10 protein-coding genes are annotated in these 15,236 nt (G+C 40.7%); 1 reads left to right on the top strand and 9 read right to left on the bottom strand.

Annotated elements, in window-relative coordinates:
• Positions 1-60: 60 nt before the first annotated feature.
• The 7 genes from JG479_RS18095 to JG479_RS18125 all read right to left on the bottom strand — a co-directional run bounded on the left by JG479_RS18095 (position 61) and on the right by JG479_RS18125 (position 10,167).
• The gene (locus tag JG479_RS18095; protein ID WP_200220657.1) at positions 61-687 is read right to left on the bottom strand and encodes a TetR/AcrR family transcriptional regulator; all 627 of its coding nucleotides are present in this window, start codon (positions 685-687) and stop codon (positions 61-63) included.
• Between the two features lie 96 nt (positions 688-783).
• The gene (locus JG479_RS18100; protein ID WP_200220658.1) at positions 784-2,202 is read right to left on the bottom strand and encodes an efflux transporter outer membrane subunit; all 1,419 of its coding nucleotides are present in this window, start codon (positions 2,200-2,202) and stop codon (positions 784-786) included.
• Positions 2,199-5,333 carry an efflux RND transporter permease subunit gene (locus tag JG479_RS18105; protein ID WP_002959029.1) on the bottom strand — a complete coding sequence of 1,045 codons (3,135 nt, stop codon included), beginning with the start codon at positions 5,331-5,333 and terminating at the stop codon, positions 2,199-2,201. Before JG479_RS18105 ends, JG479_RS18100 begins: the two co-directional genes overlap by 4 nt.
• 12 nt (positions 5,334-5,345) lie before the next feature.
• Positions 5,346-6,515, bottom strand: a complete 1,170-nt coding sequence (locus tag JG479_RS18110) for an efflux RND transporter periplasmic adaptor subunit (protein WP_024594995.1) — start codon at positions 6,513-6,515, stop codon at positions 5,346-5,348.
• Positions 6,516-6,800: 285 nt separating this feature from the next.
• Positions 6,801-8,102, bottom strand: coding sequence for a hemolysin family protein (locus tag JG479_RS18115; protein WP_002959027.1), 1,302 nt, complete (start codon positions 8,100-8,102; stop codon positions 6,801-6,803).
• A 136-nt stretch (positions 8,103-8,238) separates the two neighbouring features.
• Positions 8,239-8,928, bottom strand: coding sequence for a transporter substrate-binding domain-containing protein (locus tag JG479_RS18120; protein ID WP_002959026.1), 690 nt, complete (start codon positions 8,926-8,928; stop codon positions 8,239-8,241).
• A 129-nt stretch (positions 8,929-9,057) separates the two neighbouring features.
• Entirely contained in the window at positions 9,058-10,167 is a 1,110-nt protein-coding gene (locus JG479_RS18125; protein ID WP_024605708.1) for an arginase family protein, read from the bottom strand.
• A gap of 454 nt (positions 10,168-10,621) precedes the next feature.
• Between JG479_RS18125 and udp the strand changes: the two genes are divergently transcribed.
• Complete coding sequence (udp, locus tag JG479_RS18130; protein ID WP_007375563.1) at positions 10,622-11,377, top strand: uridine phosphorylase; 756 nt, start codon at positions 10,622-10,624, stop codon at positions 11,375-11,377.
• A gap of 94 nt (positions 11,378-11,471) precedes the next feature.
• Here the strand turns inward: udp and cdd are convergent, their stop codons facing one another.
• Together cdd and ppc are read right to left on the bottom strand one after the other, a co-directional pair.
• Entirely contained in the window at positions 11,472-12,398 is a 927-nt protein-coding gene (cdd, locus tag JG479_RS18135) for a cytidine deaminase (protein WP_200220659.1), read from the bottom strand.
• Between the two features lie 136 nt (positions 12,399-12,534).
• Complete coding sequence (gene ppc / locus JG479_RS18140; RefSeq protein WP_002959021.1) at positions 12,535-15,180, bottom strand: phosphoenolpyruvate carboxylase; 2,646 nt, start codon at positions 15,178-15,180, stop codon at positions 12,535-12,537.
• Positions 15,181-15,236 lie beyond the last annotated feature (56 nt).

Below are 15,236 nucleotides of genomic sequence, written 5' to 3' on the forward strand. Positions count from 1 at the left end.
TAAATAAAAAAGCTAGCCAAAATATTGGCTAGCTTACTTTTTAGTTATCTATTTTGAGCGTTACTGCGCTTTATCAAATGGCATCAGTAATGTTTTCATCGCAGGGCGAAGCGCTATGAGTACCGTTTCTTCGGTTAGCTCAGGGTAGAGTAACTTTCTAAGTAATAACCCTGCCATCATCGAAAAAATAACATTAATTCGGCTTTCAAGTTCACGCTCATCAATGTCTTTGAGCGCACTTCGCTCGCTTGTTAAAAGCTGTCTCATGCGCCCTCTTGCTTGAATATCGGTTTCACGCAAGAGAGTTGCTACTTTAATGTTTCGACCTGCTTCTGCCATCATGTCTAAATCAATAACACACGAGCCTGTGTCCATGTGCCTTTGCACACCAATATTTAAGCCATCTAAAAGAGCCGCCAAAACATCACCAGGGTGATCTTCAAACTTTTGAAAGATAGAGAACATTTCTTCCATGTCTTTTTCAATAATGCTTTCTATAATCGCTTCTTTGCTTTCAAAGTAATTATAAATATGGCCTGCACTCATCCCTGCCGTTTTAGATATTTCTGCCATACCTGCACCGTGGTAACCTTTACGGCGAAAACACTCTGCAGCAGCTTTTAAAATTTGCTCACGCCTAGCAAGTGCTATCGCGGGATCTGTTTGCCTTTTTGCTTTAGGCTTCATGTTCAACTCCACTACCAAGTCATAAACTCAGTAAAGCAAGAGCTATAAATAGTCTCGCCATATAAATATGTAATGCGGCTTTAAAAGCCGCAAATATTATTTCTCTTCCTGAGTTGTTTCACTGGCTACATTCCATCCGCCACCAAGCGCTTTGTACAAGTTAATTTGACTCGCAAGATACGCTTGCTGACCCGCAATTAACTGCTGTTGTGCGCCGTACCATGTACGCTGAGCATCAAGTACTTGCAAGTAGCTATCTGCACCTTTTTCGTAACGCATTTTTGATAAATCAAACGTGATTTGTCGACTACTTATAAGCATATCAAGGGCACTTAATTGCTCTTGGTAGCCCTCTCTATCGGCAAGTGCATCAGCAACTTCGCGAAATGCATTTTGAATTTTTTGCTGATACGTTGCTACCGCAATTTCTTGATCTGCTTTTGCTACATCAAGATTTGCTTGGTTACGTCCCATATTGAAAATAGGTAAGCTAATTGACGGCACAAAACTCCATGTACCCGAGCCTGAATCAAACAAGCCACTTAAATCACTTGAAGCAGAGCCGGCATTGGCTGTTAAGCTAATGCTTGGATAAAACGCCGCACGTGCAATACCAATATTGGCATTTGCAGCAAGCATTAAATGCTCAGCGGCTTTAATATCAGGGCGCTGCGATAACAAGTCAGACGGTAAACCAACGGGTACTTCTGGCATACTGATCAAGTTAGTCAGGTCTTTATTAGGCAGTAAATCAGCTGAAACAGATTTACCTACTAATAAATCTAAGGCACTTTTATCACGCTTTAACAAACGTTTGTACGTTGCTATGTCTACTTTTGCCGTAGCAACTGTGCTTTTAAGCTGCTCAAGGGTAATTGAAGACGTCGCACCTAAATCAAAGCTTTTTTGCGTAAGCGATAATGATTCTTGCTGAGAGGTAAGCGTTTCTTTTGCAAGCTCTAGCAGTTGCAAATCAGTTGCATAATTTAGCCACGCATTTGCCAACTCTGAAATTAAAGACACCTGCGTGCTGTATTGGCTAAGCTCTGTAGAGTATAAGTTTTGCAGTGCTTGCGCTGATTGATTGCGTACTTTGCCCCAAATATCTAACTCGTAAGAGGTAATACCCACTGTTGCACTGTATTGCGAGCTAATAGCTGCATCGCCAGTACCTGATAAGTCAGCCGGTAAACGCTGGCGCGTACCTGAGGCATTTAAATCAAGGGATGGATACAAAGCAGAGTCTTCAATTTGATACAAACCACGCACGCGCTGCACATTAAGCACTGCAATTTGCATGTCTTTGTTATGCTCAAGGCTTTGACTAATTAACGTTTGTAGTTTTTCGTCATTAAAAAACTGCTGCCAATTTAATTGCTGCGCAGCGCTTTGCCCAGTACCTGATGCATAAGCATCAGATACTGGTAGAGCAAGGTCTTTTTGCTCTGGCGCTAATTGGCAACCACTTAGCACCAATAAGGCAATTGCACTTAGGCTGAATGTTTTAATGCTCATTCTGCGCTCTCCTTCGTTGTCTCTTTAGCTTTGCCAGGAAATACACGGCGCACTAACACAAAGAATAACGGTACAAAAACAACAACTAATATTGATGATGCAAGTGTGCCGCCAATAATCGAAATACCTAACGCATTTTGCGCACCAGAACCCGCGCTTGAGGCAATAGCAAGCGGTAAAACACCACAAATAAAGGCCATAGAAGTCATAAGTATTGGACGCAAACGAAGGCGAACAGCAGCAATAGCCGCATCAACTAAGCCAAGCCCTTCTTCCATTTTATGAATCGCAAACTCTACAATCAGTATCGCATTTTTAGATGCCAAACCAATGGTGGTCAACAAGCCTACCTGCAAGTAAATATCGTTAGATAAGCCACCGCCAAGCGCTGCCATAATTGCACCAAATATACCCAGTGGCACAATCATCATTACCGCAAACGGTACCGACCAACTTTCATAAAGCGCGGCTAAACATAAAAATACAAACAGCAGCGATAGGCCATATAGTAGAGGTGCTTGACCGCTACTAGAGCGCTCTTGGAATGAAATACCGGTCCACTCAGACGAAATACCATTTGGTAATTGTTTAACTAAACGCTCCATTTCATCCATTGCTTGGCCTGTACTGTAACCCGGCGCTGCACTACCTTGAATTTCCATTGCTGAAAAACCATTGTAACGCTCTAAACGCGGCGAACCATACGTCCAGTAGGCACTAGCAAACGCTGAAAACGGCACCATATCGCCATTATCATTGCGCACATACCACTTATTTAGATCCTCAGGCACCATGCGAGATTGTGCATCACCTTGCATATACACTTTTTTAACTCGACCACGGTCAATAAAGTCATTTACATAACTACTACCCCATGCTGTTGAAAGTGTACTGTTAATATCGTTTTGCGACACGCCAAGCGCTTCGGCTTTTGCAAGGTCTGTATCAAGTTGTAGCTCTGGCATATCTTCTTGTCCATTTGGACGCACGCCCGCTAAAATTGGACTTTGGCTTGCTAAACCTAATAACTGATTTCGTGCAGCTAAAAGTGCGTCATGGCCAAGGCCTACACGGTCTTGTAAGAAAATATTGAAGCCATTAGCAGTCCCCAGTTCAACAATTGCAGGTGGCGGAAAGGCAAAAACAAATGCTTCTTTTATCGTTGAAAAGTAGCCCATCGCTTTACCTGCAACACCTTGAACAGATAACTCGTCACGCTGACGCTCATCCCAATGTTTAAGATTTACAAAGGCAATTGCTGAGTTTTGGCCAGAACCTGCAAAACTAAAACCAGTCACGGTAAAAATACCGTTTACTGCTTCAGATTGATCGTTTAAAAAGTGGTTTTCTACCTTTTTAACAACCTCAAGTGTTTGTTGTGTTGTAGAACCCGCTGGTAATGACACTTGGTTAAACAAAATACCTTGGTCTTCGTCAGGCAAAAATGCCGTTGGCAAGCTTGAAAATACATAAACCATACCGCCCACAATCACGCCATAAATAAGTAAGTAACGTTTAGAGTGAGTAAGCATGCGACCTACAAAGCTTTGTGCACCTGAATTTGTTTTATCAAAACCACGGTTAAAGCCTGTAAAAAATCGGCCAAACAACGTGTCATTGGTATGTACATGGCTTGGTTTTAAAAGCGTTGCACACAATGCTGGCGTTAAAATAAGAGCCACCAAAACAGATAACCCCATCGCCGATACGAGTGTTATAGAAAACTGACGATAAATTATACCGGTAGAGCCACTAAAGAATGCCATTGGAATAAATACCGCAGAAAGCACCATAGCAATACCTACCAGCGCGCCTTTAATTTCATCCATAGATTTACGTGTAGCTTCAAGTGCCGAGAGTTTTTCCTCGGTCATTAAACGCTCAACATTTTCTACAACAACAATTGCATCATCTACCAATAAGCCTATGGCAAGTACCATCGCAAACATTGTCAGCGTATTTATTGAATAACCAAAGGTGTATAAAATACCAAATGTACCTAGTAAAACCACAGGTACGGCAATAGTTGGAATAAGTGTTGCCCTAAAGTTTTGTAGGAACAAATACATAACTACAAAAACCAGTACAACAGCTTCAATTAATGTATGAATAACTTTTTCGATAGATAACGATACGAACGGTGTTGTATCGTAAGGTATTACGGCATCTAACCCTTCAGGGAAAAACGGTTTTAGCTCTTCAATTGCTTTTTTAACGCCCTCTGCGGTATCAAGTGCGTTAGCGCCACTGGCTAATTTAATACCTAAACCTGATGCAGGTTGCCCATCGTAACGAGCAACAACGCGGTAGCTTTCACCGCCAAGCTCTACTTTAGCAACGTCCTCTAGACGTACAAAAGAGCCATCTGGATTGGTTTTAACTAATATTTGTTTAAATTGCTCTGGCGTTTGTAATCGACTTTGCGCCGTTACTGTTGCATTAAGTTGTTGACCATCAACGGCAGGCATACCGCCAAGTTGACCGGCAGATACTTGTGCATTTTGCGCACTAATTGATGCACTAATATCAGCAGGTGTAAGCTTATAATTTTGTAACTTTGCTGGGTCTAACCAAATACGCATCGCGTACTGAGAACCAAACAGCTGTACTTCACCTACGCCTTCAACACGCGAGACAATGTCTTGCACGTTCGATGAAACATAATCGCCAATATCAATATTGGTCATGCTGCCATCTTTAGACACAAAAGCATAAACCATTAAAAAGTTACGCGCTGATTTTGCAACTACCACACCTTGCCTTTGTACGGCTTCTGGTAATAGTGGAGTTGCTGTCGCTAGTTTATTTTGCACTTGAACTTGTGCAATATCAGGGTCAGTTTCGGCACTAAACGAAAGTGTAAGTGTAGCAGAACCACTCGACTCAGACGTAGATGACATATAAAGCAAGCCATCAAGCCCTTTCATTTTTTGCTCAATAACTTGCGTAACCGTATCTTCAAGTGTTCGTGCAGATGCACCAGGGTACGTTGCAGTAATACTCACTGCAGGTGGTGCAATTGAAGGATACTGCGAAATAGGTAAACTCCTAATCGCCAAAATACCTGCAAGCATCACTACAATAGCGAGTACCCAAGCAAATATCGGTCTATCGATAAAAAATCGTGACATTAAAACTCTCCGTTATTGCGCTTGATCGGCTTTAGCAGACGATTGAATTTCAGATGGGTTCACAGGTGCACCAGGGCGGATTTTTTGTAAACCTTCTACTATTAACTTATCGCCATCACTCAGGCCATCAGTAACAAGCCAATCAGAACCAATAGTTCTATCTACTTTCAATACGCGGCTTTCTACTGTGTTGTCTTTACTGACAACCATTGCTGTTGGTTCGCCTTTTGAATTACGGCTAACGCCACGTTGCGGAGCTAAAATAGCACCCGCCTTAACACCTTCCACAATAGAAGCTCGAGCATACATGCCAGGCAGTAATAATTTTTCTGGGTTTGAAAATTTAGCACGCAGTGTTACTGAGCCAGTACTTGGATCAACGGTCACTTCAGAAAACTGCAATGTGCCTTTATGAGGATAAATAGAGCCATCTTCCATAATAAGTTCTACGTCAGTTTGGCTAGCCGAATCGACAGTTAGAGCACCTGATGATATTGCTTTTTTAAGTTGGGTAAGCTCATTACTTGATTGTGTTAAATCGATATAAATTGGATCAAGCTGAGTTACTGTAGCAAGTGCTGTACTTTGATTGGCACTTACGAGTGCACCCACTGTTACGCTTGATTTACTAATTTGACCACTAATAGGAGAAGAGACGTGGCTGTAATCGAGATTAATTTGCGCTGATTTTAACTGCGCTTTAGCTGTTAATAATTCAGCATTAGCTTGCTTGTATGCGGCATCTGCTTCATCAAAATCTTGTTGGCTCACGGCTTTAATTTTTAAAAGCTCTTTATAACGCGATGCTTTTGATTTAGAGCTGGCAATGCTTGCCTCTGCGCGCGCTACGCTTGCTTCACTTGCTGCTAAGTCTGCTTCAAATGTAGCAGGGTCTATTTGATACAGTGCTTGGCCTTGTTTAACCTCATTACCTTCAACAAATAAACGAGATTGCACAATACCACTTACTTGTGGACGAATTTCAGCAATTTGAAATGCACTAATGCGACCAGGAAGTTCTTTTTTGAGAGTAAGCGCTTGGCTTTTTACTGTAATTACACCCACTGGGACAGCTTTAGGAGCTGAAGCTTGTGACTGCTCAGCAGCCTGATCACAACCAGTTAAAGCAACAGAACCGACGAGGGCTGACAATACAAATAAAGCGATGCGGGAACGCTGCATGTTAAATACCTTTTAGTTTAGAGTGAACGATCATTCTAAATTAAAATGCGCTGATAATGAATCTTAATAAGGAGAAATTTACACAAACTTACACTATTGAGTACAATATACGCCTTAGGTAGCATTTAATGTTAATTTGATGAAAATAGAATCAGAGCTGTTTGAAAATAAAGCAATTAAACAGGTTGAAATAATCACTCATTTTAGGAACGAAACTTTTAAATAGGCATAAAAAAGCCAAGCAAAAACAGCTTGGCTATTTATATAAACGACTATCTTACTTTTTTAAAGGGGGTTGTCGTTCTGTGGATTAATAACTCTTGAAACTAACAACTGCTCTACCCTAATGCCCTCTACATCAACAACTTCAAACTTAAAGCCTGAAAAAGTTAAATGCTCTGCACGTTTAGGGATTCGCTTCATACTGTAAATTAAAAATCCAGCGACAGTTTCATAGTGCATCTGATCTGGAAATTCTTCTATATCAAGTACCTTTGCTAAATCGGTAATTGGAGTTAACCCATCTACAAGCCATGAATTTTTATCGCGCTCTATAATTAATTCATCACCTTGATGAGTAATTAAATCACCCATAAACCCTTTCATTAAGTCTTTTACCGTTACAATACCTACCGAAAGCGCGTATTCGTTTACGACAACAGCAAATGGCTTTGCTGCGCTTTTAAACGCATTTAAGGCTTCTGATAGGCTTAATGTTTCCGGTAAGTAAAAAACATCTTTATCAATCAGCTCATCGTTTATATTGGCGGCTTCGCCTTTTAGTACTTGTCGTAAAATATCTTTAGATTCAACAGAGCCATGCAATTTATCTAAATTTCCTGACACCACTAAAAAGTGATTATGAGGGTGGTCAATAATTTTGGTCGCAATATCATGGCTAGATTCGTTTAAATCAAAATAGACAATTTGGTCGCGTGGCGTCATTACGCTTGATAAAAACCGCGCTTCTAGGTCAAACACATTACCAATGAGTTCATACTCTTGCTTTTGCAAACTACCATATGCAGCACCCGCTTCCATCATGGCAACAATGTCCTCAGTTGTAACGTTGTCTTCTCGCTCAGCAGGCACTTTAAATAAGCGCAGCACAAAGTTCGTTACCCCATTAAAAAACATCACTAGCGGAGTTAAGGCAAAGGTTACCCAGCGCATTATTGTAACGACTCTAACAGCGACAGCTTCTGGCATGATCATCGCTAAACGCTTTGGCATTAAATCGGCGAACAAGATAAACAGAGATGTAATAGTAAAAAATGAGAATAAAAAGCTAATTTTTTCTAAGTGTGCACCTTGATAAAAAAGCACTAAAACACTTTCAACATAAGGCGATAAAGCCTGCTCGCCCACAATACCACCCAATATCGCAATCGCGTTGAGTGCTATTTGGATCATGGCAAAAAAAGCCCCTGGATTTTCTTGTAGCTTTAATACCGCTGCTGCTTTTATATTTCCTTCATCTGCCATTACCCGCAGTTTTATTTTACGCGACGCTGCAATTGCTATTTCTGACATAGCAAACAACGCACTGATCAAGATCAATAAGCTAATCCCGATTAAATCACCCATTTAACGCTCCAATAAGTTAGCGCTTTTTTAAACAAAAAGCAGCTGGATTATAATCGGTTTTTTAAACGCAGCAATTTATATTTACGAAATATAAATTTTCAATTGTTTAAGAGGTAAAACAGTGAGTTTAAAGTGCTTAAATTTTATTAAAGGCAACTTTTAATTGAGAAACTAAAGCCGGATCCATATTTATATTACAGGCAAAAAATAACGGAGACTGAGTTGTGTTTAAATCAAGTAATGGTTCTAGTAACTCAAGCTTAGGCTCTGTTTTAACTCGATAGTTAAATTGCTTTTTGTTGAGGATAACAAAATCAAGTATATGGTGACGAGTGCTTATGAGTTTATCTATTTTATCTAGGCTATCGATGAGTAATAAATGCTTGCTTTCACTAAAGCCCCTTTCAAGCAAATAATGATGACTAAAGTTATCACGCAGTACTGCTATTTTGTATTTTTTAGCATCATTGAGAGTGTTTAACTTTATACCTCTGGATTTTAGACCATAAATGGCAGAGTCAAAGCTTTCCAGTTCGCCTACCCAGTTAAACTTACTTTCTCTATTAGGTAATCGAACAATCGAAAATATACAGGTGTTTTTATCGCGTAGCGCTGCATTGTAGGATATGGCCCAACTATGCGCCAACATAGTGTAGTTTATACCTGTACCTTCTAGCGCTTTATGAACTTTTTCGACAGAGCGGCCAACGAGTTTGTTATCTTCATTAATATACTGAAAGTCCGGAAATACTTCCGTTACTATTGTAATTTCAGCTGCATCAACTTTAATACAGCTAATGAACAATAAAAAGATCAACAATTTCATCTAGCGAGGCCTCAACCAACTCATTATATGTATTTAATAAATATAGCTGAGGCTTTGTGAACTGCTAGTTTTTAGTTATGTAATGCACACTTATACGCTGATAGTGCTAGCCTTTATAGCTTCTGCAGCTTACTTGTTCATTGCACTAATTAAAAAGGCTGAAATTTTAGCGCCTTCTCTAAGTGTCGTTTCTGAGCTTGATTGGCCAACTAAAGAGCTGTCGGTAAATGGCGCTATCTCCATCATATCTGCACCCGTAATAGGAAACTCATCCGCAATGGCTGATAAAATATCAAGCGCATGCTGAGGCGTTAAACCGTGATGCTCTGGCGTACCTGTGGCGGATGCAAATTCAGCATCAAGTGCATCAATATCAAAGCTTACGTATATTTCATCAACGTTATCGGCTTTTAACTGTGCAATAGCGTCGGCAGCAACCGCTGCTGCGCCGCGTTCAATGATTTCATGTGCCCAGTGCTGTTTAACACCAAAAGTATTTTCCCAATGCGCTTTAGGCTTGCCACTTGAGCGTATACCAAATTGTATTAAATGATGCGGCGCCGGTAAAAACTCTAATATATGTGTACACCACGAGCCAAAACATAAATCAATACCTAAGCGCTCCACAAGTAAATCGGTATGCGCGTCAAAGTGAATAATAGCCGTGCGCTTACCTTGCTCACGTTTTGCTTTTAAGTACGCTTTAGTAAGTGGGTAACTAATTGAGTGATCGCCACCAATACCAAATAATCCTTTATCTTTAAACGTTGCGTAAAAACTGTCGCATACATCTTCAGTGATTGATAACGGGCTTACGTAATAATCGTTATCTTCATCACCATATAAGGCTTTTTGGCAATTAGAAATGGTTGCATCATTTAGGTATTTGTCATGAAGTAAATGTGGGATCACACGTACATCACCTAAATCAAACGAATGACACTGAGGTTGCTGATCAATTAAAGCTGAGCGCACAAACAACGGCCCCCAGTTTGCGCCGCGTAATATCCCACCGCCACAGTCGGAGCTAATACCTAACATAACGGCTTTATGTGGTGAGTTTGGTAACTCGTTTAAAGACTCGCGCCACAAGTTATCAACGTTTTCAGTTTGTCCGTAAAGTTTATTACGCAGTGCGGCTTTGCGCTCTTTTGCAGTATTTACTGTGTATACGCCATCGCCCGGTGCGCACAAACAGTGCTCAACTTTGTTTTTAAATGCTTCAAATTGTGTGCTCATAATAAACTCCTTCGGTTTTTATTCTGTACGTAGCTAATTACTTTTGAGTAGTTATGCAAAATCACTAAAAATGCCTAAACTTCAAATAAATGCCACTTTGCTAAATAAGTCAGTGCTTAATATAAGTAAACACGTTAGTTTTTACGTGTTCACTAAAAATTTAACTCATTGAATTTATTTGATATTAATGAAACTTTGTAATCATTCATTTAATCGTAGTTACGCGCTTGAGTGATACTTATTATGTCTGCTTGAACATGTCAACAGCGCAACAAGGCTACGTATATAAGTACTTGAGTGAATATTCATAGTTGGTGAATAAATCAAATTAGCCCTTAAAATTATTAAGGCTTTATTGGAAGAGTTAAGATAAAACGGACAATCGTCCTGTACTTGATAAACGTTTCTAGCAATCATGCTAGATTGACAACAAATTATTATAAAAGGCTTAGCTATGGAAAAGGTATTTCACTTAGGACTATGTATTGATGATCTTAAAGGTGCAAAACTTGCGATTGTACCGGGCGATCCAGATCGTGCAGCACGTATTTCACAATTCCTAGACAACCCAACCTGCCTTGCTCAAACTCGCGAGTTTCATGTTTATTTAGGTCAATTAAACGGCCACTCTGTGGTTATATGTTCTACAGGTATTGGTGGTCCATCTACGTCGATTGCAGTAGAAGAATTAGCACAACTTGGCGTGCGTAAATTTTTACGTATTGGTACAACCGGTGCAATTCAGCCACACATTAACGAAGGCGAAATTTTAATTAGCCAAGCGTCTGTACGTTTAGATGGAGCTAGCCAACATTTTGCACCACTTAGCTACCCTGCTGTATCTGACTTTTATGCAACACAAGCTATGGTACAAGCATGTAAAAACCTAAATATCGATTTTCATATTGGTATTACTGCATCAAGCGATACATTCTACCCAGGGCAAGAGCGTTACGATACGCACTCTGGTTACGTTCCTAAATCACTACAAGGTAGCTGCGAAGAGTGGCAAAAATTGGGCGTGATGAACTACGAAATGGAATCGGCAACATTATTTACTATGTGTGCAGCCCTTGGATTACAAGCAGCATGTGTAGCAGGCGTACTTGTTAACCGTACTCGCCAAGAAATACCAAATGTAGACCACGGTGAAATTGAGCGTAAATCTGTAGCAGTAGTATTAGAAGCAGCTAAAGTATTACTTGATTAATACAGGTTATAGTAGTCAGTGAGTGAGTTAATTCGATAGAATGGCTCGCTTTAACAAAGCACAGCTCCGGCTGTGCTTTATTGTATGCAAGCCACTATTTAAGTGGTGCGCTAATTACTTTAAGTGCAGGTAAATGCGTAAAACTGGCAAGTACAGCTTTTGCCACTTGCGACTGGTTTTCACGACCCGCTGTTTCGAGCAATGTTATTCCCTTCACCGTACTTTCGTTAAAGCTAAGCCCAGCTAAAAAGAACTGACTTAGTGCACTTTGTAGTGGCGATAAACTTGGACTGTAAGCTGCATTTTCGGCGTAACTGCCGTAAAAATCACCATCACTAAATGTACTTATTTTTACGGCGCTAAAGTTGTGGCTGTAAGGCACATACGCATTAAGTGCAAAACGCGCTAGGGTTTCATCAAGGTCTTCAGCGCTAAAATTACCTTGCTGTGGTTTTGGGTTAAATAAGCTAAATTCGTTACCTAAATCGGTAGGTCCAAATGAATGCGGCAGTAATTCAGCAAGTTTAAATTGCTGATCAGGAAGTAAAATATCAAACTCTTTCGCATCAGCGAGTTCGTTCATAAACTGGCGACAATACCCACAAGGCGCATCGCTAATCGCAATTTTAACTATTTTTTTAGCGCCGTTTAACCATGCGTTATTTATAGCCGATTGCTCTGCATGAACCACTAAACTCAATGCTTGATGATCAAACTCTACATTTGCACCAAAGTAAAAGTTTACCTCACCCTTTTCATCAAGTGCTTTAACAATTGCGCCTACATGAAAACCTGACACTGGCGCAACGGCATACTCAGAAGCTAAAGGTACTAAACCTTGTAGTAATACATCATCAGACACATTGAGTTGCGTGCATAACGCTTTAATATTATTAGAATTTAATATGCCACGTTGTGATTTTAATTGACTACGTAATGACGCTGTTTGCGCTACGCTTAATGTGAAGTGCGAATTTGTAAGTGCTGTATCTTGCTGTACAGTAAAAGTTGCTGAAGCCATAATATTTTTTAATTATTCAATGGCTAAGTAGTTTAAAAGGTTAGGATGTTAAATACCAGCCTATTTAACGCAAAAAAAGGGAGCACATCGCGTGCTCCCTTTTAATACCAATAGGTATACCTAACAAAATAAAGTGTTAGCCGGTATTACGCATACCTGCAGCTATACCTGTCATCGTGATCATTAACGCATTATCAATGTCACCTTCGTTTCGTTTTTCCTCTGAGCGAGCACGGCGTAAAAGCTCAACCTGTAATAGGTTAAGTGGATCGGTGTACGGATTACGTAAACTAATCGACTCCTTAATCCAAGGTTGTTCGGCGAGTAGGCTCTTTTGTGGGCTAAGTGATTGCACCAAGCTAATCGCTTCTTGAAGCTCTTTACGAAGTGTTACACCCAATGGTTTGTACATATCTTCCACCAGCGCATTATCGTAATGCTCACTCAACCAGCAATCGGCTTTACTAAATACCATTTCTAGCATTTCTAGGCGCGATCTAAAGAACGGCCACTGTAGGCTCATTTCGTTGAGTGTTTCTGCGCCGTACTTATTAAGCGCAGCTTTTAAGCCAGTTAACGCACCTAACCATGCAGGAAGCATTAAACGGTTTTGGCTCCACGCAAAAATCCATGGAATAGCACGCAGGCTTTCAACGCCACCATTAGGATTACGTTTTGCAGGACGCGAGCCAAGCGGCAACTTAGACAGTTCAAGCTCAGGCGTTGCCATTCTAAAGTAAGGTACAAAGTTTTCATCGTGGCGAACTACATTACGGTAATGTTCACACGACTCCTCACTTATTAGCTTCATTACTTCGCGCCACTGCGGTTTTGGTTCCGGCGGCGGTAATAAGTTACTTTGCAGAACCGCGCCTGCGTAAATATTTAAGCTTTGCAGTGCTACGTCGGGTAAACCAAATTTAAAGCGAATCATCTCGCCTTGCTCGGTTACACGTAAACCACCTTTTAACGAACCTGGCGGTTGTGAATGCAGCGCTTGTGCAGCAGGTGCGCCACCACGCCCTACTGTGCCACCACGTCCGTGGAATAAAATAAGTTCAATACCACGCTCATCAGCAAGCTGCACTAGTTTATCCATTGCTTCGTACTGCGCCCAACCTGCTGCCATCATGCCGGCATCTTTAGCAGAATCAGAGTAACCAATCATTACATTTTGGGTGTTTTTAATGTGCCCGCGATACCAAACATTATCAAGTAATGTAGTAATTACATCACTGCCTGCGTTTAAATCGTCAAGTGTTTCAAACAAGGGTGCTACTGGTAAATCAAAGCTACAGCCGCTTTCTTTTAGCAATAATTGTACTGCTAAAATGTCTGATGCTGTTCGCGCCATCGAAATAATATACAAGCCAAATGTTTGTTCGTCTTGCTTAGCAATAACGTCAAAGGTATCTAGCACTTCTTGAACATCAGGGCTTGGTTGCCAATGTTTTGGAATAAGCGGTCTGCGAGAGTTAAGCTCAGTAAGTAAAAAAGCTTGTTTATCTTGCTCTTGCCATTGGTTGTAGTCGCCTAAACCTAAATAACGAGTCAGCTCAGAAAAAACATCGCTGTGACGAGACGAGTCTTGGCGCACATCGAGTTTAGCTAAACGCAAGCCAAAGCTATTAATACGGTAGAGTAAATCAAGCAATAAGCCATCAGCAACTACTTTCATATTACACTTTAATAACGAGCGGTAGCAGACCTCTACAGGGTGCTTAAGCTGATTAATATCGGTAATTAAATCTTGTGAATCGCTACGCTTATTTTTAATTTTAGCGCCAAGGTGAGCTACGGTCTCTGCAACTTGGTTTTTAAGCTTTTTGATCACCGCTCTGTATGGTTCAAAGTCTTGACCTGCCAACTCAATAAGCTCATCACTGGCGTCTGACATAGAGAGTTCAGCGCATAACGTTTTTAAATCTTGAATATATAAGTTAAGCGCCATCCAACGACCGTGGTCAAGCACCTCTGCTGTAACCTGCGATGTTACGAATGGATTTCCATCACGGTCTCCACCCATCCAAGATGTGAACTCAATCGGGCTGTAATCTTTTGGTAGCTCTAAACTTAATTGCTCTTTAACATTGGCTGAAAATTCACGTAAAAAGCGCGGAACAGCGTGCCAAAGACTGTTTTCGATTACCGCATAACCCCATTTAGCTTCATCAACTGGCGTTGGGCGAGAGCGACGAATGTCGTCGGTATGCCAAGCTTGGCTAATAAGCTGTTCAATACGATTTAAAATAGCGTCTCGCTCTAGCGGTAAGTTATCTTTTCGCTCTAATGACGCTAAGCAATCACTTAGTTCAACATGTTTGTTAATAATAGTACGGCGCGTCACCTCGGTTGGGTGGGCGGTTAATACTAAGTTTATGTGGAGTTTTGAGAGTGTTTCGGCCAAATGATTACTATCTAGCTGGCCTTGTTCTGCTTTTGTAACTAACGTTTTTAATGTTTGAGTGAGAGGGTTTTGTTGACCAAGGCCAACGTCATTAAAACGCGAAACGGTATGAAATTGTTCTGCTACATTAGCAAGGTTTAAAAAATGATTAAATGAACGGGCAACCGGCAAAAGCTCTTCATCACTAAGCGCATGTAAAACGTCTATTAGCGCTTGTCTGTCGTCTTCATTACCACTGCGAGATGATTTAGATAAAGCCCGAATTTCTTCTACTTTATCTAAAATAGCTTGGCCTTGAGCATCCTTAATAGTTTGTCCTAGTAATTGCCCAAGTAAATTTACATTACCTCGCAAGGCGGCATATTGTTCACTCATTTCTCATTCTCCTTTGTTTCGTAGGACACTATTAATATCATCATGAAGAGATATTT

It is taken from the genome of Pseudoalteromonas sp. LC2018020214 (genome assembly GCF_016598755.1).
In the GTDB taxonomy this organism is placed as follows: Bacteria; Pseudomonadota; Gammaproteobacteria; order Enterobacterales; family Alteromonadaceae; genus Pseudoalteromonas; species Pseudoalteromonas distincta.

Excerpts from the sequence above, each read along its gene's own strand:
- JG479_RS18095 (WP_200220657.1), bottom strand. The coding sequence starts at position 687 with ATGAAGCCTAAAGCAAAAAGGCAAACAGATCCCGCGATAGCACTTGCT.
- JG479_RS18100 (WP_200220658.1), bottom strand. The coding sequence starts at position 2,202 with ATGAGCATTAAAACATTCAGCCTAAGTGCAATTGCCTTATTGGTGCTA.
- JG479_RS18105 (WP_002959029.1), bottom strand. The coding sequence starts at position 5,333 with ATGTCACGATTTTTTATCGATAGACCGATATTTGCTTGGGTACTCGCT.
- JG479_RS18110 (WP_024594995.1), bottom strand. The coding sequence starts at position 6,515 with ATGCAGCGTTCCCGCATCGCTTTATTTGTATTGTCAGCCCTCGTCGGT.
- JG479_RS18115 (WP_002959027.1), bottom strand. The coding sequence starts at position 8,102 with ATGGGTGATTTAATCGGGATTAGCTTATTGATCTTGATCAGTGCGTTG.
- JG479_RS18120 (WP_002959026.1), bottom strand. The coding sequence starts at position 8,928 with ATGAAATTGTTGATCTTTTTATTGTTCATTAGCTGTATTAAAGTTGAT.
- JG479_RS18125 (WP_024605708.1), bottom strand. The coding sequence starts at position 10,167 with ATGAGCACACAATTTGAAGCATTTAAAAACAAAGTTGAGCACTGTTTG.
- udp (WP_007375563.1), top strand. The coding sequence starts at position 10,622 with ATGGAAAAGGTATTTCACTTAGGACTATGTATTGATGATCTTAAAGGT.
- cdd (WP_200220659.1), bottom strand. The coding sequence starts at position 12,398 with ATGGCTTCAGCAACTTTTACTGTACAGCAAGATACAGCACTTACAAAT.
- ppc (WP_002959021.1), bottom strand. The coding sequence starts at position 15,180 with ATGAGTGAACAATATGCCGCCTTGCGAGGTAATGTAAATTTACTTGGG.